Below are 18,717 nucleotides of genomic sequence, written 5' to 3' on the forward strand. Positions count from 1 at the left end.
TTTTTCCAGGCCCTTATTCCAGGAATGAAATCCAGATGGACGTTGTGATCTCCGGATTGCTGCTCGGCGGGGCCTATGCGCTGGTCGCCATGGGGCTGAACCTGCAATACGGGGTCGCGCGGATCATGAACCTCGCAAATGGCGAGATCCTGATCCTCGGTGGCCTCGCAGCTTTCTGGGCCTTTGTCAGCTTCGGCCTCAGCCCTCTCCTGACACTGGTCATTGTCGCCCCGCTGGCCTTCATCGGCAGCTGGGCAATGTACAGGCTGCTGCTGCGTCCCCTGGTCAGACGGGCAAAAACCCGCGGCCAGCTTGAAGTAGATTCGATCCTCGCGACCTTCGGCATCAGCTTCTTCCTTGTGGGCGTCATGGTGAGCCTGCGTGCCGAATACTTCACCTATTCCTTCCTTGCCACGCCCGTCCACCTGCTTGGAACGACCGTCGCCGCCAACCGGCTGGTGGCGGCGCTCATTGCCGCTGCCATCGGAGGCGCGCTCTATTTCTGGCTGAACAGATCCCGCCCCGGCATGGCCGTGCGCGCCGTCGCCGTCTCGCCGGAAGCCGCAGGGCTTGTCGGGATCAATGTCGACCGGGTCTCGGCCTTCGCCTTTGCCCTCGGCGGCGCGGTCACCGCGCTCGGCGGCTGCCTGATCTCGACCTTCGTGACCCTCGATGCATCGTCCGGTGTCATCTTCACCATGAAAGCGCTGATCATCGTCATCATGGGTGGCGTGGGCGACATCAGGGGCGCGATCATCGCGGCGCTCATCCTCGGGCTCGTCGAAACCGCTGTCGCCTCGATCATCGATCCGGGCCTCACTCTGGTTGCCGCCTATGCGATATTCCTCGCCGTCCTGCTCTTCCGGCCGCAGGGCCTCTTCGGACAGGGGAGCGCCTGATGCCGGATATCCTCCGCGGCGGAGCGGTCCTGCTCGCTGTCCTCGCAGTAGCCGCCCTGCCCCTTCTGACCGACGGTTACTGGCTCTCCATCGCCGTCACCATCATGATGTACACGGCGCTCTCCACCAGTTGGGCCCTGTTCTCCGGGCCTACACATTACATCGCGCTATCAACAGGTGCCTTCTACGGCATCGGCGGATATCTGGTCGCGACGGGGATGAGCGATTTCGGCACCTCTTTCTGGAGCATGATGGCGATTGCCCCCTTCGTTGCCGCTCTGCTGGCCGGCGCGATCGGCATCGCCACCCTGCGCCTTTCCGGCGTCTATTTCGTGATTTTCACGCTCGGGCTGGCGGAGATGATCCGCAATCTCGTGAGCTGGGTGCAGAACAATTTCCTCGGCTCCAAAGGGCTCTATGTCCTGACCGAGCTGGAGGAGCGCCACATCTACTGGATGCTCCTCGTGGTCACCCTCGCGGTCTTTCTGTTCGGCTGGCGTCTCGGCCGCTCACGCATGGGCTTCGCGCTCCGCATTCTCGGCAATGACGAGGAGGTCGCGCGGCATGTCGGGATCGACACGGCGCGCACGAAGGTCCTGCTTTTCATGACGACAGGGTTCTTCGCCGCGCTCGTCGGCGCCATTGTCGCGCCGCGCTATTACTATATCGAGCCGAATGTTGTGTTTTCCCCGGAGCTGAGTTTCCTCGTCGTCATCATGGCGCTGCTGGGCGGTACCCGTCGCCTCTATGGCCCGCTCCTGGGGGTCATCCCCTTCACCCTGCTCTGGGAAGTGGTCTCCGCATCCTTCCCGAGCGCAACGACCATGGTACTCGGCCTCGCCTTCCTGCTCATCGTCTATCTGATCCCCGACGGTGTCACCGGCCTGATCGGAAAACTCAGAAAGCGGAGCGTTCCATGACACCGGGCGAGACCATTCTCGAAGTGCGCGGACTGACGAAACGCTTCGGCGGCCTGATTGCCGTCAACGATCTCTCGTTCGATGTTCGCGAGCATGAGGTCATGGGGGTGATCGGGCCCAACGGTTCCGGCAAATCCACCACGATCAACCTGATTTCCGGCGCCCTCCGGGCAACATCCGGATCGGTTTTACTCGAAGGCCATGATCTGACGGCGGCTCGTCCGCACGAGACAGCTCGGTTCGGGATTTCCCGCACCTTCCAGCTGGTCCGCATTCTTCCGGCTCTTTCTGTTCTTGAAAACGCGGTCGCCGGGGCGGTTTTAGGCCACAGGCAACGCTGGGGACAGGAGGCGGACGCTTTCGCGAAGGATCTGCTTGAACGGGTCGGTCTGGCGGACAAGATCTCCGTTCCGGTATCCGCTCTCACCTATATCGACCAGAAGCGCCTGGAACTTGCCCGCGCGCTTGCCGGCGAGCCGGAAGTGCTGCTGCTGGACGAATGGCTGGCGGGGCTCAACCCCTCGGAACTCCAGGTCGGGATCGATCTGATCTCCTCTCTCCGGGCTGAAGGACGGACGATCATTCTCGTTGAACATGTGATGGACGCGATCCGGTCCCTGTGCGACCGCTGCGTCGTGATGAATTCAGGGCAAAAGATCGCCGAAGGGACACCAGCGGAAGTTCTCTCTGATCCGCATGTCATCGCAGCCTATCTGGGAGACTCCTGATGCTGGAAGTGCGGGACATCAGCGTTTCCTACGGGCTGCACGAGGCACTGCACGGTGTTTCAATCACTGTCGAGCCGGGCGAGATCGTCGTCATTCTCGGGGCGAACGGCGCGGGGAAATCCTCGTTGCTGCGCGCCATCGCGGGGGTCTCGGACGGCAAGGTCAGCGGTGTCGCCTCTCTCAATGCAAAGGCTCTCATCGGTCAGAAACCGGACAGGGTGGTCGAGACGGGCCTGGCACTGGTGCCCGAAGGGCGCGGTATATTCGGTGCGCTCAGCGTCGGTGAAAACCTCACGCTCGGTGCCTATCCGGCACGGGCGCGCGCTGCGGAGAAAGACAACCTTGCGAAAGTCCTGGAGCTGTTCCCGAAACTCAAGGACCGCAGGGCGCAGATCGTCCGCACCATGTCCGGCGGCGAGCAGCAGATGGTCGCCATCGGACGGGCCATCATGTCCAACCCAGATATCCTGCTGCTGGACGAACCCTCGCTCGGATTGTCGCCAATACTCTGTCAGGAACTGTTCCGCAATCTCGCGAAGATCCGCGATACCGGCATGGGCATCCTGCTGGTCGAACAGAATGCCCGTCAGAGCCTGGCAATCGCCAACCGTGGCTATCTGATCGAGAATGGGCAAATAACCGGCGCCGGCAGCGCTGCGGAGCTGGCAAACGACCCGGCGGTCCAGAAAGCCTATCTCGGCGCCACCAGCATTTGAGCGCATGAAAAAGGCGGCCCTTAAGCCGCCTTTTCCGGATCGGTTTTAAAGCGCAGCTTACTTCAGCGCCTTGTTCGTGATCATGTGGGTCCAGGCATCTTCCGGCCGCTTGGTGATGACCGGGCTGGAGCCGCCTTTCAGCAGGGTATTCACGGTCCGCTCGTAGTCGGCCGGGTCGAGCGTGCCGTTGGAGCCTGCCGTCAGCTTGGAGATTTCCCGCATCATGCGGCGCTGGTGCATTTCGGTCTGGGCGCCGGAAGCATCGTTCTCAAGCACGATGTCGGCGGCTTCGTCCGGATGCTCGGCCGCATATTTCCAACCCTTCATCGAGGCTTTCACGAAGCGCGCCATCTTGGAGACGAATGCCGGATCCTTGAGGTTTTTCTCAAGCACATAGAGGCCGTCCTCAAGCGTAGCAACGCCCTGGTCCTGATACTTGAACACCACCAACTCGTCCGCCGGAATGCCGGCATCGATAACCTGCCAATATTCGTTGTAGGTCATGGTGGAAACGCAGTCGGCCTGCTTCTGCAGCAGCGGGTCAACGTTGAAGCCCTGCTTCAGCACAGTGACGCCGCCGGCGCTGCCGTCGGTCTTGATGCCGAGCTGAGCCATCCAGGACAGGAACGGATATTCGTTGCCGAAGAACCAGACGCCGAGGGTCTTGTCCTTGAAGTCAGCCGGGGACTTGATGCCGGTTTCCTTGCGGCAGGTCAGCATCATGCCGGAGCTCTTGAACGGCTGGGCGATATTGACCAGCGGCACACCCTTCTCGCGGGAGGCGAGAGCGGAAGGCATCCAGTCGATGATCACATCGGCTCCGCCCCCGGCGATCACCTGCGGCGGCGCGATGTCCGGACCGCCCGGTTTGATATCTACAACGAGCTCTTCTTCCTCGTAGAAACCTTTGTCCGCGGCGACGTAATAGCCTGCGAACTGGGCCTGGGTCACCCATTTGAGCTGAAGCGTGACATGGTCATCGCCTTCAGCCATCGCCGTGGCGGCGGCCAGACTGAATGCCCCCGCGAGCAATCCTGTCAGCATCTTTTGCATGGTTACTCTCCTCATTCGATGAAGCCTGCCTGACCCCGGACTTATCTGTTTGACGGGTGCCAGAATGTAAGGGTGCGCTCGATTAGAACGAGCGACCCGTAGAAAGCGGAACCGGCAAGCGCCGCGACCGCAATTTCCGCCCAGACCATGTCGACATTCATACGGCCGACCTCGGTTGATATGCGGAATCCCATACCCACGATCGGCGTTCCGAAGAACTCCGACACGATGGCGCCGATCAGCGCCAGAGTCGAATTGATCTTGAGGGCGTTAAAGATGAAAGGCAGAGCCTCGACGAGACGCAGTTTAAGCAGTGTCTGGCTGTAACTGGCGGCGTAGGTGCGCATCAGGTCCCGTTGCATCGCGCTTGAGGCAGAGAGGCCTTCCAGCGTGTTCACCAGCATCGGGAAGAACGTCATAATGACGACGACCGCTGCTTTCGACTGCCAGTCGAAGCCAAACCACATCACCATGATCGGCGCCACGCCGATGATCGGCAGCGCACTCACCATATTGCCGACAGGCATCAGCCCGCGCTTCAGGAAAGGCGAACGGTCGACCAGGATGGCGGTGCCGAAACCGATTCCGCATCCGAGGACGTAGCCCGCGATCACGGCCTTCATGAAGGTTTGGACGAAATCCGCCCAGAGTATCGGCAAGGACGCAATGAGCTTAGCCCAGACCGCGCTCGGTGCCGGCAAGAGTACCTGCGGTATCCCGGCGCCTCGTGTAACGGCCTCCCAGATCAGAATCAGCCAGACCCCGAAAACAAACGGGATCAGCAGGTTAATCGCCTGTCTGGCCGATGGCGGTACTGACCTGGCGGCGGCCGTCAGCCGCGTGACGCTGGTCCAGGCAGCCAGCCAGCCGGAAATCAGCAGGGCCCAGTAGGCCGGCCCCATTTCTCCTTCGCCGTGACCGATATGTCCGATCAGCGGAATAGCCGCGAGATGCACAATAGCGAGCAAAAGAAATGCCGCTGCCGCTCCGTGCCGCCAAACTATCGCCAGGAGGTAGGAGCTAGCCAGCAACGCCGCAGCGAGGCCGTAGGACGGCGACCACACCGCATCGGCGGAGATGATCTGGATCGCAAGCCCGGCCAGAAGGGCGATACCGCCCGCCAGCACGGTCAATGGCACGGAGCGGCTCATTGCATGATCCCCATCCGGCGCCGCACAGCCTTATCGGCAAAACCGACGATGGTGACCAGCATCGCAGCAAGGAAAGCCGCACTCAGCAAGGCGGACCAGATCTGCACCGTCTGCCCATAGTAGGAACCGGCCAGCAGCCGCGCGCCCAGTCCGGCAACTGCTCCGGTCGGCAACTCACCGACAATGGCGCCAACAAGACTGGCGGCAATCGCGATTTTCATCGAGGTGAAGAGGAACGGGATCGAGGACGGCCAACGCAGTTTCCAGAAGGTCTGGAAGGAGGATGCGCTATAGGTCCGCATCAGGTCGAGCTGCATCGGGTCGGGAGAGCGCAGGCCCTTCACCACACCAACCGTGACCGGGAAAAAGGACAGATAAGTCGAGATCAATGCCTTCGGGATCAACCCGGAGATGCCTACCGCGTTCAGCACCACGATGACCATCGGCGCAATCGCCAGGATCGGGATGGTCTGGGAGGTGATGATCCAGGGCATCAGGCTGCGCTCAAGGCTCTCCACATGGATGATTGCCGCTGCCAAAGTCACGCCGAGAACGGTGCCCATGACAAAGCCGAGCATGGTCGAGGAAAGCGTTATACCGCCGTGATAAACAAGGCTTCTTTTGGACGTAATGCGTTTCTCGACAGTGGTGTTCCAGATCTCAACAGCGACCTGATGCGGCGCCGGCAGGACCGGCCGTTTCTGGTTCAGTGTCGCTTCGATGAATTGTCCTGTCGTCGGGCTCAGCTTTGCCCGCTCGTCCAGCTCGCGCTGGAACGGTGCATTCAGCATGACCGCGCTGAAATACCAGATCGCGATCAGCACCAGCACGACCGTTCCGACCGCAAAGGTCTTTGATTTCAGCACATCATTCATCGTCATAAGCGTGCCCTGCCCTGAGCCCGTCCCGGACCCTGTGGGCGATTTCCAGAAACTCCGGCGTCTCCCGGATGTCCAGAGTGCGCTCGCGCGGCAGATTACAGTCGATCACGTCATGCACCCGGCCGGGACGCGGCGACATGACGACGATCTTGGTCGACAGGAACACCGCCTCGGGGATCGAGTGCGTCACGAAAATGACTGTCTTGTTGGTCCGGTCCCAAAGCTGGTTGAGCTGCTCGTTCAGATGATCGCGGACAATCTCGTCCAGCGCCCCGAACGGCTCATCCATCAGCAGCAGGTCAGGCTCTACGGCAAGCGCGCGGGCGATGGAGGCCCGCTGCTGCATGCCGCCAGAGAGCTGCCACGGGAATTTCCGCTCGAAGCCAGACAGGTTCACGAGCTCCAGATTCCGGGCGATCCGCTCTGCCCGCTCCGCCTTGTCCAGCCCCATGATCTCCAGCGGCAACGCGACATTGCCGGCAATCGTCCGCCAAGGATAAAGCGCGGCTGCCTGAAAGACGTAGCCATAGGCACGCTTCCGCCGCGCCTCTTCCGGTGACATTCCGTTGACGGAGATCGTGCCGGCGGTCGCCTTCTCAAGGTCGGCAATGACCCGAAGCAAAGTCGTCTTGCCGCAGCCGGACGGACCGATGAAGGAGACGAACTCCCCCCGGTCGACCGTCAGGTCCACATTCGACAGCGCGTGTACCGGGCCATCATTGGTCTCGAATGTCAGGCAGAGCTCCCGCGCCTCGATAACCCGGAAAGCATCGTCTTCAGCCGTGCCGCCCGCCCCTGAAGCGGCATCGGTTGCCTGGATGTCTGTCACCATATTCTCCAAATCGGCGGACCGTCCGATCCCAGTCGGCGGTCCGCTTCTGCTTTATCCGGTATCTTCTGGTCCGGTCTAGACGCCGGCCGGCATGTTTGCCGCGGACCGCACGACCTTGCGCGGCGCCGTCAGTTCCTTCCACTTGGAAAGCGCCTTGTTGGTCGCCGGGTACGGATCGCGGCCGACGAACTTGCCACGCCCTTCGGGGGCATCGACCTTGCCTTCGATTGCCACCACATCGCCCCGGCTCAGCGTGAAGCGCGGCAGCCCCATAACATCGATGCCTTCAAAGACATTGTAGTCGATGGCGGAGGTCTGCTTCGCCGCGGAAATGGTCTTCGTCGCCTTCGGGTCCCAGACCACCAGGTCGGCATCCGCGCCAACCATCACAGCACCTTTTTTCGGGAACAAATTCAGAATCTTGGCGATGTTTGTTGATGTCACCGCGACGAACTCGTTCGGGGTCAGACGGCCGGTATTCACACCCCGCGTCCAGAGCACGGGCAGCCGGTCTTCAAGCCCGCCGGTGCCGTTCGGGATCTTGGTGAAATCGCCCAGCCCCATACGCTTCTGGTCCGTGGTGAAGGCACAATGGTCGGTCGCCACACATTGCAGCGAGCCGGCAGCCAGACCAGCCCAGAGGCCGTCCTGGTGCATCTTGTCGCGGAACGGCGGGGACATAACGCGGCGGGCGGCATGGTCCCAGTCGGCATTGGCATATTCGCTCTCGTCCAGCACCAGATGCTGGATCAGCGGCTCGCCGAACACGCGCTTGCCGTTCTGCCGGGCCCGGCGGATTGCCTCATGCGCCTGCTCGCAGGAAACATGCACGATGTAGAGCGGGACGTTCGCCATGTCGGCGATCATGATGGCCCGGTTGGCGGCCTCGCCCTCGACTTCCGGCGGACGGGAATAGGCATGCGCCTCCGGCCCGTTATTACCTTCGGCCAGCAACTTCTCCTGTAGGTGAGCAACCACGTCGCCGTTCTCGGCATGGACCAGCGGCATGCCGCCGATATCCGCGCAGCGCCGGAAGGAGGCGAACATCTCGTCGTCCTCGATCATCAGGGCGCCCTTGTAGGCCATGAAATGCTTGAAGGTGTTGATACCGCGGTTCACCACCTGCTGCATCTCGTCGAAGACCTGCTCCGACCACCAGGTGATGGCCATGTGGAAGGAATAGTCGGTCACCGCCTTGGAGCTTTTCTGATCCCAGCTCTGCAATGCCTGCATCAGGGACTGATCCGGCACCGGCAGACAGAAATCTACCACCATGGTGGTGCCGCCGGCGACGGCCGCCGAGGTCCCGCTGTGGAAATCATCCGCCGAATAGGTCCCCATGAAGGGCATTTCCATATGCGTGTGCGGATCGATTCCGCCCGGCATGATGTAGCAGCCGGTCGCATCGATGGTTTCGTCGGCCTTCAGGTTCTTGCCGATGGCAGCGATCACGCCGCCTTCGATCAGAACGTCCGCTTCAAAACTGTGATCGGCGGTGACGACTGTCCCGCCTTTGATGACTTTGGACATGAATTCGCTCCTCTCCGGTTTTATTCGACGATCTGCGCGGTCTCGACCACGGCATGGAACAGCACATCCGCACCTGCGGTCGCCCATTCCTTGCTGATCTCTTCATCCTCGTTATGGCTGAGGCCGTCGACACAGGGGCACATGATCATGGATGTCGGTGCGACCCGGTTGATCCAGCAGGCATCGTGCCCGGCGCCGGAAACGATGTTCCGGTGCGTATAGCCAAGGCTCTCCGCCGCGTTGCGCACGGCAGTGACGCAATTCTCGTCGAAGGTGACCGGGTCGAATCCGCCGGTCTGCTCGATCTCGATGCCGAGGCCGATTTCCGCCGCGATCTTCTCCGCGCCAGCCCGCAGCTTGGCGTCCATCTGTTCGAGAGACGCCTTGTCCGGGTGCCGGAAATCGACGGTGAAAACGGTACGCCCCGGGATGATGTTCCGGGAATTCGGGTAGAGCTCGAGATGGCCGATGGCGCCAACGCCGTTCGGGCCGTGCTCAAGAGCGATCTCGTTCACAAGTTCGGTGACGCGCGCCATGCCAAGCCCGGCATTGATGCGCTTCGGCATCGGCGTGGAGCCGGTGTGGCTCTCCTTGCCGGTCAGGGTGATCTGGATCCATTTCAGGCCCTGGCCGTGGGTTACCACGCCGATATCGATATTCTCGTCCTCAAGGATCGGGCCCTGTTCGATATGCAGCTCGAAGAAAGCATGCATCTTGCGCTGGCCTACCGGCTCATCGCCCTTGTAGCCGATGCGCTCCAGCTCGTCGCCAAGCCTCAGCCCGTCCGCGTCGGTCCGGTCATAGGCCCAATCCTGAGTATGAATGCCGGCGAAAACGCCGGAGGCCACCATCGCGGGCGCGAAACGCGTGCCCTCCTCGTTGGTCCAGTTCACGATCTCGATCGGATGCTTCGTCTTGATGCCGAGATCGTTCAGCGTGCGGATCACCTCCAGCGCTCCGAGAACGCCGAGAACACCGTCATACTTGCCACCGGTCGGCTGGGTATCCAGATGGCTGCCGAGCATCACCGGAAGCGCGTCCGGGTCCGTGCCCTCGCGCCGGGCGAACATGTTGCCCATGCTGTCGACGCCCATGGTCAGGCCCTGATGCTCACACCACTTGGTGAACAGGTCACGGCCCTGCTTGTCGGAATCGGTCAGCGTCTGGCGGTTATTGCCGCCACGCAGGCCGGGCCCGATCTTCGCCATGTCCATAAGGCTGTCCCACAGCCGCTGCCCGTTGATCCGGATATTGCTGGCCGGTTCAGTCATCCCAAACTCTCCTGTTCGCTCCGTCCCTCGGCGGGGACGATTTGATCGGCATCGGCAAGTTCACATGTGAAGGACAAGAACTTGGCGATTGCCGACTTTTGAGGGCATTTGTGCTCACGCCCTTCTGGGGTATAAGCAAAGACAAAGTTGACCATTTGATCAAGATTAAAGTGTAGGCAATCAGGTGAGCCGCTTGCCCAGCAAACACGCAGACATTCCAGTGCCGCTCCCCGTGCCCGCAGCTTTGATGTTTCCTTTCGACCGTCCCTGAAAATCACACTTAACATGCCGGATTGAACCAATGGCTGTGACATCGGAAAATGGCCGCCGCACAAGAATTCAGCAGGAAAACCGCGAGCGCATCCTGAAGGCCGCGCTCGATATGTTCTCCCGCTCAGGCTATCGCGGCACCACACTGGACCAGATCGCCGCAGCAGCGGGCATGTCCAAACCCAACATGCTGTACTATTTCCGCACCAAGCAGGAACTGTATCAGACAGTCCTGCAGGAAACCCTGGATGACTGGCTGACCCCCTTCGCCAAACTCGATCCGCAAGGCGACCCGGCCTCCGAACTCGGCGCCTATATCTCCGCCAAACTGGCCCATGCCCGGATCAACCCGAAAGCCTCCCGCCTTTTCGCCAACGAGATCCTGCAGGGTGCCCCCCTGCTAGAGGACACCCTCAAAGGCCCCCTCAAGGATCTTGTCGAAACCAAGTCGAAGGCCATCCGGACTTGGATCGCCGACGGTAAGATGGCACCGGTCGACCCACTGCACCTGATCTACATGATCTGGGCCTCGACCCAGCATTACGCCGATTTCGAAACCCAGATGGACGCCCTCGAAGGCACCGAGCCGGGCACCCGCGACAAGCGGTTCGAAGGCGCCGAGAGAACGCTGTTCACCGTGCTATTCAACGGCTTGAAGCCGCGTTAACAACACCCCCTATCATCATGTAATCTTTAATAATAACCGTCATCCCCGCGCACGCGAGGACCCAGAGATCGTAGAGTTTCGCCTGTCTTCCCTAGGTCCCCACTTTCGTGGGGATGACGGTGAAAAAATCGGTGCGAACACGGCCCCAGCCTACTCCGCCGCGACCCGCATCGGGTTGTTCGGGTGGGTTGTCCAATTGCCGTATTCCGGATTGATCGGCTGGCCGGTGCGGGCATCCACGCCATCCGTCTGCTGCTCCATGGTGATGCAGTTCTCAACCGGGCAGACGCTGACGCAGAGATTGCAGCCGACGCATTCCGTGTCGTTGACTTCAAAATGCCGCTGCCCGTCCTTTTCCGCCCAGATCGCCTGGTGGGACGTGTCCTCGCAGACGATATGGCAACGCCCGCACTTGATGCAGGACTCCTGATCGATCTTCGCCTTCACTACGTAATTGAGGTTCAGATACTGCCAGTCGGTGACGTTCGGAACCGCCATGCCGACGAACTGATCGACGGACGTGTAACCCTTCTCGTCCATCCAGTCCGACAGCCCCAGTTTCATCTCCTCGACGATCTTGAAGCCGTAGGTCATGGCAGCGGTGCAGACCTGTACCGTACCGGCGCCGAGCGCCATGAATTCCGCCGCGTCCCGCCAGGTGGTGATGCCGCCGATAGCAGAGATCGGCAGGCCCTGTGTCTCCGGATCGCGAGCGATCTCGGAGACCATGCTCATGGCAATCGGCTTTACGGCTGGGCCGCAATAGCCGCCATGTGTGCCCTTGCCGTCAATATGCGGGCTCGGCGCCATGATATCGAGATCGACGCCCATCACTGAATTGATCGTATTGATCAGCGATACCGCATCCGCTCCGCCGTTTTTGGCGGCCCGGGCAGGCTGACGAACATCGGTGATGTTTGGTGTCAGTTTCACGATCACCGGCATGCGCGTGTTCTGCTTGCACCAGCGCGCGACCATCTCGACATATTCCGGCACCTGACCGACGGCCGCGCCCATGCCACGCTCGGACATGCCGTGCGGGCAGCCGAAATTAAGCTCGATCCCGTCGGCGCCGGTATCTTCGACCAGCGGCAGGATCTTCTTCCAAGCCTCCTCCTCGCACGGCACCATCAGCGAGACGACAATGGCCCGATCTGGCCACGCCTTTTTCACCGCCTTGATCTCGCGGAGATTGACCTCCAGCGGCCGATCCGTGATCAGCTCGATATTGTTGAGGCCGATCAGACGGCGGTCGTTGGAATGGATCGCTCCGTAGCGAGGCCCGTTCACATTGACGACATGCGGATCCTCTCCGAGCGTCTTCCAGACCACACCGCCCCAGCCCGCCTTGAAGGCGCGTGTGACGTTTACTTCCCGGTCGGTCGGCGGTGCCGAGGCGAGCCAGAAGGGGTTTGGGGATTTGATACCGAGGAAATTCGTCTGCAGATTTGCCATGATCTCTCTCCCGATCCGGCTTACGCGCCTGTCAGCGCGTTATGGATGGAAAGCGCGGCTTGCTTGCCGTCTTCAACGGCCGCAACGGTGAGATCCTCACCGCCGGCAACCGCATCGCCCCCCGCCCAGATTTTCGGATGACTGGTGCGCCGGTCGTCCCCGGCCTTGATCCGTCCAGCCTCCAGCGCAACCTCGACCGCACTGCCCTGAAGCGGCACCGGTACAAAGGTCTGGCCGATGGCTTTCAGCACCATGTCCGCCTCGAGCGTGAACTGCGCGCCAGTGTCGGCGAGTTTTCCGCCCTCGTCTTTCGTCCGGGCAAAACTGATCGAGCCAACCTTGCCATCCGGCCCCGCTTCGATCTTTTCCGGCCGCGCCCAGTGCCGCAGCACAACGCCCTTCTCCTTGGCGAGCGACTGCTCGTATGGGCTGGCATTCATCCGATCTGCACCGCGACGATAAACCAGCGTCACCTCGTCCGCGCCCAGCAGCTTGGACTGAACGGCCGCATCAATCGCCGTCATGCCGCCGCCGATGACGACAACATTGCTACCGACAGCGACTTTCTCCATCGCCGGTGCCTGCCGCAGATCCTCGATGAAATCGACCGCATCGGCAACGCCGTCGAGCGCCTCGCCGTCAACGCCGAGCCCATTGGTAGCCCCGAGGCCAAGGCCCAGGAAGACAGCATCGAAATCGGCGACCAGACTGTCGAGCGTTACGTCCCGCCCAAGCGCCATGCCGTTTTTCAATTCAACTCCGCCGATGGACAGCACGAAATCGAGCTCTTTCTGGGCGAACTCATCGACCGCCTTGTAGGCCGCAATACCGTACTCGTTGAGCCCGCCACCCTTTTCCTTCGCCTCGAAGATCGTGACCTCATGCCCCAGCATGGCAAGCCGATGGGCACAGGAAAGCCCTGCAGGGCCGGCACCGACAACGGCAATCGTCTTGCCGGTCAGGGCTGCGCGTTCAAAAGGCTGAGCGCCCTTTTCCATCAGGTGATCGGTGGCATAACGCTGCAGCTCTCCGATCCGCACCGGTTTGTGTTCTATCTCCCGCACGCAGGCCTGCTCGCACAGGGTCTCCGTCGGGCAAACCCGGGCACACATGCCGCCGAGAATGTTCTCGCTCAGGATCGTCTTGGCCGACCCGGACGGATTGTCGGTCAGGATCTGGCGGATAAAGAGCGGTATATCGATGCCTGTCGGGCATGCCGTGACGCAGGGCGCGTCATGGCAGAAATAACAGCGGTCAGCCTCGACAACAGCTTCGTGTTTGCTGAGCAACGGATGGAGATCGGCGAAATTCGACTCGACCTCCGCCGGGGACAATCTGTCCCCACGGATATCAGACGGCATAGTCTCTCCAGTTCAGAAGCCACGGTGCATTTGCACTCGTTTTTTACTATCTGATCAAAAATTTGAGACGCCGTCAAACTGAAGACGCGGTTGCCAGGCATAAAAAATCGCCGGGAAGGTCACCCTCCCCGGCGATTTTTTGACTTGCTCATAAAACCGGACAATCAGACGGTCAGTAAGCCCAGCTTGCCAGCACGGCGGGCTCGACACGGCCGTATGCGCCGCCGTGACCGGACGGGGCAGTCTCGGCCTTGTCCTGGCAGGTGCCTTCGACGACATCGAGCGCCGGCTGATAGTAGCCCTTGAAACGGCGGTTCGCCCGCATCCAGGCCTCCAGCAGTTTTTCATCAGCGACCTCGACCGCATCGACGCCGCAGCGCTGAAGGAACAGGAACTGGTCCTGAATGACATGACCGGTCGCCCGGATTTCACCCTTGAAGCCAAAACGATCCCGCAGCAAACGCGCTTGGGAGAAGGCCCGGCCATCATTGAATTTCGGGAAGAACAGGATCACCGTGTCGATATCTGCCAGATCCTCGCGGATATCCTCAACGTCATCGGCGTTTTCCAGCCGGACGGCGCGCCGGTCGAAATTTGCGATTAGTGTTTCGCGGCCCGCCTTCCATTCCTCGAGACTGACCTGCACCGGCGTGTCCCGGCCAAGCGTTTCAGCGTCCCGATCCGTAAGCGAAACCCAGATATCTTCCTGGATACGGCCACTCTTAATGATTGGCATAGAGAGTCTCCTTGAAGGGGTTAATGCCGACACGGGACACCGTGTCGATGAAGGTCTCGCCTTCGGTGCGGATTTTGCGGAACGTCCCGATCAGGGTGTCGATGGCGTCCACAACGCCTTCGGCCGGGAAGGACGGGCCGAGAATCTTGCCCACAGCGGCATTCTCGTCCGCGATACCGCCAATGGTGATCTGGTAATGCTCGACGCCCTTCTTATCGACACCGAGGATGCCGATATTGCCGACATGATGATGCCCGCAGGCATTAATGCAGCCGGAGATGTTCAGCGTGATCGGGCCGATCTCGGATTGCAGCGCCGGATCGGAGAAGTGCCGGCTAAGGCGCTGTGCGATCGGAATCGCCCGGGCATTTGCCAGGTTGCAGTAATCCAGCCCGGGACAGGAAATGATGTCCGTGATCAGGCCTATATTGGCATCCGCCAGACCATGCTCGCCAAGGGCCTGCCAGAGCGTGTGCAGATCCTGCTTGCGGACATAGGGCAGCACCACGTTCTGCTCGTGCGCGATGCGCAGCTCGCCGAGCGAGTATTTCTCCGCCAGATCGGCCAGCACTTCCATCTGCTCCGCCGTGGCATCGCCCGGCACCCCGCCCGCAGGCTTCAGGGACACCGTAACAATGGTGTAGCCCGGCTGCTTGTGCGGGAAGAGATTGGTCCGGGTCCAGGCCGCGAAGGCCGGATCGGTAAAGCGTGCGGCATCGTACGGCGCGACCGGCTCCGCGATGGTCTCATAGGTCGGCGGCGCGAAATGCTGTTCGATCTCCGCGATCTTCCCGGCGTCCAGCGTCAGCGCGCTGTCCTTGATCTCCAGCCACTCCTCCTCGACCATCTCGGCGAATTTCTCGATGCCGACGGCGGCGACCAGGATCTTGATCCGGGCCTTGTAGAGATTGTCCCGGCGGCCGAGCAGGTTATAGGTCCGCAGGATCGCCTCCAGATACGACAGCAGGTGCTGCTTCGGCAGGAACTCGCGGATCGTCTCGCCGACGATGGGCGTGCGGCCCTGCCCCCCCCCGACGATCACCTCGAAGCCGACTTCACCGGCATCGTTTCGGCGCATGCGCAGGCCGATATCGTGCAGCTTCACAGCCGCCCGGTCATGCTCGGAGCCGGTGATGGCGATCTTGAACTTGCGCGGCAGGAAGGTGAATTCCGGATGCAGCGTGGACCATTGCCGCATGATCTCGGCCCAGACACGGGAATCCTCGATCTCGTCGGCGGCAACGCCGGCGAACTGGTCGGCCGTGACGTTACGGATGCAGTTGCCGCTGGTCTGGATCGCATGCATCTCGACATCGGCGAGTGCGTCCAGAATATTCGGCACATCGTCCAGCTTGGTCCAGTTGTACTGGATGTTCTGCCGGGTGGTGAAATGCCCCCAGTTGCGGTCCCAGCGCCGGGCGATATAGCCGAGCTGGCGCATCTGCGCGGCGGATAGCGTGCCATAGGGGATCGCGACCCGCAGCATATAGGCATGAAGCTGCAGATAGAGGCCGTTCATCAGGCGCAGCGGCTTGAACTCGTCCTCGGTCAGCTCGCCGGCGATCCGGCGCGCAACCTGATCCCGGAATTCCGCGGTGCGGTCCCGGACGAAGGCGTGATCGAATTCGTTATAGGTATACATCGCGTCAAACCAATGGAGTGGTTGCGGGAAGGTCGGTGCCGACGGTCGGCCCGGCCGCGCGGATGATTTCGCGCTGGCTGACCGGTGCAATGCCGGTTTCGGAAACGGATACGGCGAACAGATAGGTGCTCACGACCTCCTGCCGGGCGGCTGACGCAGCGGCACGCGCCTCAAGGACGGCTGCTGCCTCGTCACCGTCGGCAACTTCCGCATCGTGGAGCGCCAGAACCCAATCATTGTCTTCGGCGAGATAAACAACGGCGCCGTCACCCAGACGGTTGGCGGTCATGACCTTGGTCGTCACTTTCATTCTCTTCTGTTCCTATACGGCGAGGCGCCGGCCCTCGGGGGCCACGGCCTCAAAAATTTCACCTTCGGCAAGCGCGGCCACATCACCGAGAACGATCAGCGCGGGAGCGGAAATCTGCCGCGCATCGACCATCCCGGCGAGATCGGCCAGGGTCGTTTTCAGAATGCGTTGGTCCGGCAGGGTCGCCTTTTCGATCACGGCAACCGGCGTATCCGGCGTTCGGCCGGCAGCAAGCGCCGCCTCCATGATCCGAGGCGCCGCGCCGAGGCCCATATAGATGACGACGGTGCCCTTGGTGTCGGCCAGCACATGGCTGTCGAACTCGGTCACACCGTTCCGGTCATGCCCGGTCAGAATGGTCAGGCGATTGGCATGATCGCGATGGGTCAGCGGCAGTCCTGCAGCGGATGCCGCGCCAAGAGCCGCAGTCACACCGGGCACGATCTCGACGGAAAGGCCGCGCTCTTTCAGATAAGCCAGCTCCTCGCCGCCCCGGCCGAAGATGAACGGATCCCCGCCCTTCAGCCGCACAACGCGACTGCCGGCTTCGGCATGCTCGGCCAGCAGAGCGTTGATATCGTCCTGACTATAGGAATGCTGCCCTGCCCGCTTGCCGACATCGATCCGGATAGAATCCCGCCGGACATAATCCAGCATGGTTGGGCCGATCAGCGCGTCATGCACGATCACATCCGCATCCTGCATCAGGCGCAGCGCCTTCAGGGTCAGAAGATCCGGGTCGCCGGGACCGGCGCCGACAAGGGCAACACTGCCCGATGCGCCGCCGCGCTGACTCCGAGAACCATTGACCAGTCGCAACATGGCTTCCCGCCCGGCAGCTTCCCTGCCGGCGAGCACGTCATTGGCAACGGTGCCGTCGAACACAGTCTCCCAGAACAGGCGGCGCTCGCCGCCATCCGAAATGGCGGACATGACGGCACCGCGAAAACTCTGGGCAAACCGTGCCAACGCGCCGAGCCGAACCGGCAAGGACCGCTCGATCCGCTCACGGATGCGACGCACCATAACCGGTGCCGAGCCTTCGCTGCCTATGGCGACCACAATCGGGTCGCGGTCCACGATGCCAGGGATAATGAAAGTGGAGAGATCCGGACGGTCTACGACATTCGTCGGGATGCCAGTATTACGGATCTCACGCGCCAGACCATCGACGGCAAAGTCCTCGGCATCGCCGACAATAGCCAGACGGACATTGTCCAGATCGTGCGGCTCGAATCCGCGCCGGTGCAGCTCAATGCGCCCGGCAGCGGCCTCCGCCTCAATCTCGACATTAGGCTTCGTCGACACCACACGAATGACCGCTTCTGTCTTCAGCAGCAGACGCAACTTGCGCGCCGTGTCTTCATTGCCGCCGACCAGGAGCACATGCTGATCGGCAAGATCGGCGAATATCGGAAAATACTTCATCGGTGGCTGTCCGCCTGGAGAAACCTGATCAGGAAATCGACCGCGTTCCCGTTGCCGGGCTCGGAGAGCTATTGAACTCTCAACGCTCCTGAAATATCATTATTTTTCCCAAATCGACAATATGACCCCACTAAAAAGAAAATATTGTTCCCATACGCAGCACGCAGAGAACACGGCTGTCACAAAACAGGAAATTTGAGAATGGATGACATGGACCGGAAGATCCTGCGGCTCCTGCAGGAAGACAGCAGCATCTCCGTCTCGGATATTGCCCGCACTGTCGGGCTTTCCGCATCGCCGTGCTGGAAGCGCATCAACCGCATGCAGGCAGAAGGATTGATCAAGCGCCAGGTGGCCGTGCTGGATGCGGACAAGCTTGGATACGGCCTCACCGTATTCGTGAGCATCAAGACGGGAGAACATTCGGGAGACTGGCTGAAATCCTTCGCCGAGACCGTCCAGGGCATGCCGGAAGTCCTCGAATTTCACCGTATGGCCGGTGAAGTGGATTACATGCTGAAAGTTGTCGTTCCCGACATGAAGAGTTTCGATTTATTCTACAAGAAGCTTGTGGAACTGACGGCGCTTAGTGAGGTCACCTCACGCTTCTCCATGGAGACCATCAAGGAAACGACCGCGTTGCCCGTTTGAGGCCCGCCCTGATTCGACCATATTTCGAGTTATAAAATCTCGAAATTGATATTTTCTAACTCTGGGGAGGGGCACTTGAGCAAATTTATACCGCATTGCGGCAATCGTGGTGAAGAATGGTTGCCAAATTGAAATTTCGAACGCACTAATTTCCGCGAGCTGCGAATAGGCACTTGTATAGTGGTCCGTCAGTGGCTTCACTCTGCGATCCAATTC

The 18,717-nt window shown here is 60.9% G+C and carries 18 protein-coding genes; 6 read left to right on the forward strand and 12 right to left on the reverse strand.

What is annotated here, in order from left to right:
- Positions 1–35: 35 nt before the first annotated feature.
- From IG629_RS05465 to IG629_RS05480, 4 genes are read left to right on the forward strand one after another with little or no spacing between them, the layout of a single operon-like run.
- On the forward strand, positions 36–899 hold the full coding sequence (locus IG629_RS05465) for a branched-chain amino acid ABC transporter permease (RefSeq protein ID WP_193170953.1): 864 nt from the start codon (positions 36–38) through the stop codon (positions 897–899).
- Complete coding sequence (locus IG629_RS05470) at positions 899–1,819, forward strand: branched-chain amino acid ABC transporter permease (protein WP_193170954.1); 921 nt, start codon at positions 899–901, stop codon at positions 1,817–1,819. Before IG629_RS05465 ends, IG629_RS05470 begins: the two co-directional genes overlap by 1 nt.
- A complete protein-coding gene (locus tag IG629_RS05475; RefSeq protein WP_193170955.1) occupies positions 1,816–2,547 on the forward strand; it encodes an ABC transporter ATP-binding protein in 732 nt (243 codons plus the stop codon). The genes IG629_RS05470 and IG629_RS05475 overlap by 4 nt, the downstream gene beginning before the upstream one ends.
- A complete protein-coding gene (locus tag IG629_RS05480; protein ID WP_193170956.1) occupies positions 2,547–3,263 on the forward strand; it encodes an ABC transporter ATP-binding protein in 717 nt (238 codons plus the stop codon). Before IG629_RS05475 ends, IG629_RS05480 begins: the two co-directional genes overlap by 1 nt.
- A gap of 57 nt (positions 3,264–3,320) precedes the next feature.
- Here the strand turns inward: IG629_RS05480 and IG629_RS05485 are convergent, their stop codons facing one another.
- The 6 genes from IG629_RS05485 to IG629_RS05510 form a co-directional block, all read right to left on the reverse strand.
- Positions 3,321–4,316, reverse strand: coding sequence for an ABC transporter substrate-binding protein (locus tag IG629_RS05485; RefSeq protein ID WP_193170957.1), 996 nt, complete (start codon positions 4,314–4,316; stop codon positions 3,321–3,323).
- A gap of 41 nt (positions 4,317–4,357) precedes the next feature.
- Entirely contained in the window at positions 4,358–5,467 is a 1,110-nt protein-coding gene (locus tag IG629_RS05490; protein WP_193170958.1) for an ABC transporter permease, read from the reverse strand.
- Positions 5,464–6,348 (reverse strand): ABC transporter permease, encoded by an 885-nt coding sequence (locus tag IG629_RS05495; RefSeq protein ID WP_028465257.1) that lies wholly within the window; start codon positions 6,346–6,348, stop codon positions 5,464–5,466. The genes IG629_RS05490 and IG629_RS05495 overlap by 4 nt, the downstream gene beginning before the upstream one ends.
- A complete protein-coding gene (locus IG629_RS05500) occupies positions 6,335–7,180 on the reverse strand; it encodes an ABC transporter ATP-binding protein (protein WP_084608125.1) in 846 nt (281 codons plus the stop codon). Before IG629_RS05500 ends, IG629_RS05495 begins: the two co-directional genes overlap by 14 nt.
- Before the next feature lie 75 nt (positions 7,181–7,255).
- Complete coding sequence (hydA, locus tag IG629_RS05505; RefSeq protein WP_193170959.1) at positions 7,256–8,710, reverse strand: dihydropyrimidinase; 1,455 nt, start codon at positions 8,708–8,710, stop codon at positions 7,256–7,258.
- A 20-nt stretch (positions 8,711–8,730) separates the two neighbouring features.
- Complete coding sequence (locus tag IG629_RS05510) at positions 8,731–9,981, reverse strand: Zn-dependent hydrolase (protein WP_193170960.1); 1,251 nt, start codon at positions 9,979–9,981, stop codon at positions 8,731–8,733.
- A gap of 301 nt (positions 9,982–10,282) precedes the next feature.
- Between IG629_RS05510 and IG629_RS05515 the strand changes: the two genes are divergently transcribed.
- Positions 10,283–10,918: a TetR family transcriptional regulator C-terminal domain-containing protein gene (locus IG629_RS05515; protein WP_028465261.1), complete on the forward strand. Its 636-nt coding sequence runs from the start codon at positions 10,283–10,285 to the stop codon at positions 10,916–10,918.
- A gap of 150 nt (positions 10,919–11,068) precedes the next feature.
- On the opposite strand, the gene preA is transcribed toward IG629_RS05515, so the two are convergent.
- The 6 genes from preA to cysG all read right to left on the reverse strand — a co-directional run bounded on the left by preA (position 11,069) and on the right by cysG (position 17,850).
- Positions 11,069–12,373: an NAD-dependent dihydropyrimidine dehydrogenase subunit PreA gene (gene preA, locus IG629_RS05520; protein WP_193170961.1), complete on the reverse strand. Its 1,305-nt coding sequence runs from the start codon at positions 12,371–12,373 to the stop codon at positions 11,069–11,071.
- A 20-nt stretch (positions 12,374–12,393) separates the two neighbouring features.
- Positions 12,394–13,734: an NAD(P)-dependent oxidoreductase gene (locus IG629_RS05525; protein WP_193170962.1), complete on the reverse strand. Its 1,341-nt coding sequence runs from the start codon at positions 13,732–13,734 to the stop codon at positions 12,394–12,396.
- 172 nt (positions 13,735–13,906) lie between these two features.
- Positions 13,907–14,470 carry a DUF934 domain-containing protein gene (locus IG629_RS05530; protein ID WP_193170963.1) on the reverse strand — a complete coding sequence of 188 codons (564 nt, stop codon included), beginning with the start codon at positions 14,468–14,470 and terminating at the stop codon, positions 13,907–13,909.
- On the reverse strand, positions 14,457–16,112 hold the full coding sequence (locus IG629_RS05535; RefSeq protein WP_193170964.1) for a nitrite/sulfite reductase: 1,656 nt from the start codon (positions 16,110–16,112) through the stop codon (positions 14,457–14,459). Before IG629_RS05535 ends, IG629_RS05530 begins: the two co-directional genes overlap by 14 nt.
- Before the next feature lie 4 nt (positions 16,113–16,116).
- Complete coding sequence (locus IG629_RS05540) at positions 16,117–16,422, reverse strand: DUF2849 domain-containing protein (protein ID WP_051284594.1); 306 nt, start codon at positions 16,420–16,422, stop codon at positions 16,117–16,119.
- A 12-nt stretch (positions 16,423–16,434) separates the two neighbouring features.
- Complete coding sequence (gene cysG, locus IG629_RS05545) at positions 16,435–17,850, reverse strand: siroheme synthase CysG (RefSeq protein WP_193170965.1); 1,416 nt, start codon at positions 17,848–17,850, stop codon at positions 16,435–16,437.
- Positions 17,851–18,051: 201 nt separating this feature from the next.
- Here cysG and IG629_RS05550 point away from each other — a divergent pair, with 201 nt between their 5' ends.
- Positions 18,052–18,501, forward strand: coding sequence for an Lrp/AsnC family transcriptional regulator (locus tag IG629_RS05550; protein WP_193170966.1), 450 nt, complete (start codon positions 18,052–18,054; stop codon positions 18,499–18,501).
- Positions 18,502–18,717: the final 216 nt, after the last annotated feature.

This window comes from Nisaea nitritireducens (genome assembly GCF_014904795.1).
Lineage (GTDB): Bacteria > Pseudomonadota > Alphaproteobacteria > Thalassobaculales > Thalassobaculaceae > Nisaea > Nisaea nitritireducens.

Bases quoted from the DNA above. Each gene is read 5' to 3' on its own strand.
- IG629_RS05465 (WP_193170953.1), top strand. From the start codon at position 36: ATGGACGTTGTGATCTCCGGATTGCTGCTCGGCGGGGCCTATGCGCTG.
- IG629_RS05470 (WP_193170954.1), top strand. From the start codon at position 899: ATGCCGGATATCCTCCGCGGCGGAGCGGTCCTGCTCGCTGTCCTCGCA.
- IG629_RS05475 (WP_193170955.1), top strand. From the start codon at position 1,816: ATGACACCGGGCGAGACCATTCTCGAAGTGCGCGGACTGACGAAACGC.
- IG629_RS05480 (WP_193170956.1), top strand. From the start codon at position 2,547: ATGCTGGAAGTGCGGGACATCAGCGTTTCCTACGGGCTGCACGAGGCA.
- IG629_RS05485 (WP_193170957.1), bottom strand. From the start codon at position 4,316: ATGCAAAAGATGCTGACAGGATTGCTCGCGGGGGCATTCAGTCTGGCC.
- IG629_RS05490 (WP_193170958.1), bottom strand. From the start codon at position 5,467: ATGAGCCGCTCCGTGCCATTGACCGTGCTGGCGGGCGGTATCGCCCTT.
- IG629_RS05495 (WP_028465257.1), bottom strand. From the start codon at position 6,348: ATGACGATGAATGATGTGCTGAAATCAAAGACCTTTGCGGTCGGAACG.
- IG629_RS05500 (WP_084608125.1), bottom strand. From the start codon at position 7,180: ATGGTGACAGACATCCAGGCAACCGATGCCGCTTCAGGGGCGGGCGGC.
- hydA (WP_193170959.1), bottom strand. From the start codon at position 8,710: ATGTCCAAAGTCATCAAAGGCGGGACAGTCGTCACCGCCGATCACAGT.
- IG629_RS05510 (WP_193170960.1), bottom strand. From the start codon at position 9,981: ATGACTGAACCGGCCAGCAATATCCGGATCAACGGGCAGCGGCTGTGG.
- IG629_RS05515 (WP_028465261.1), top strand. From the start codon at position 10,283: ATGGCTGTGACATCGGAAAATGGCCGCCGCACAAGAATTCAGCAGGAA.
- preA (WP_193170961.1), bottom strand. From the start codon at position 12,373: ATGGCAAATCTGCAGACGAATTTCCTCGGTATCAAATCCCCAAACCCC.
- IG629_RS05525 (WP_193170962.1), bottom strand. From the start codon at position 13,734: ATGCCGTCTGATATCCGTGGGGACAGATTGTCCCCGGCGGAGGTCGAG.
- IG629_RS05530 (WP_193170963.1), bottom strand. From the start codon at position 14,470: ATGCCAATCATTAAGAGTGGCCGTATCCAGGAAGATATCTGGGTTTCG.
- IG629_RS05535 (WP_193170964.1), bottom strand. From the start codon at position 16,112: ATGTATACCTATAACGAATTCGATCACGCCTTCGTCCGGGACCGCACC.
- IG629_RS05540 (WP_051284594.1), bottom strand. From the start codon at position 16,422: ATGAAAGTGACGACCAAGGTCATGACCGCCAACCGTCTGGGTGACGGC.
- cysG (WP_193170965.1), bottom strand. From the start codon at position 17,850: ATGAAGTATTTTCCGATATTCGCCGATCTTGCCGATCAGCATGTGCTC.
- IG629_RS05550 (WP_193170966.1), top strand. From the start codon at position 18,052: ATGGATGACATGGACCGGAAGATCCTGCGGCTCCTGCAGGAAGACAGC.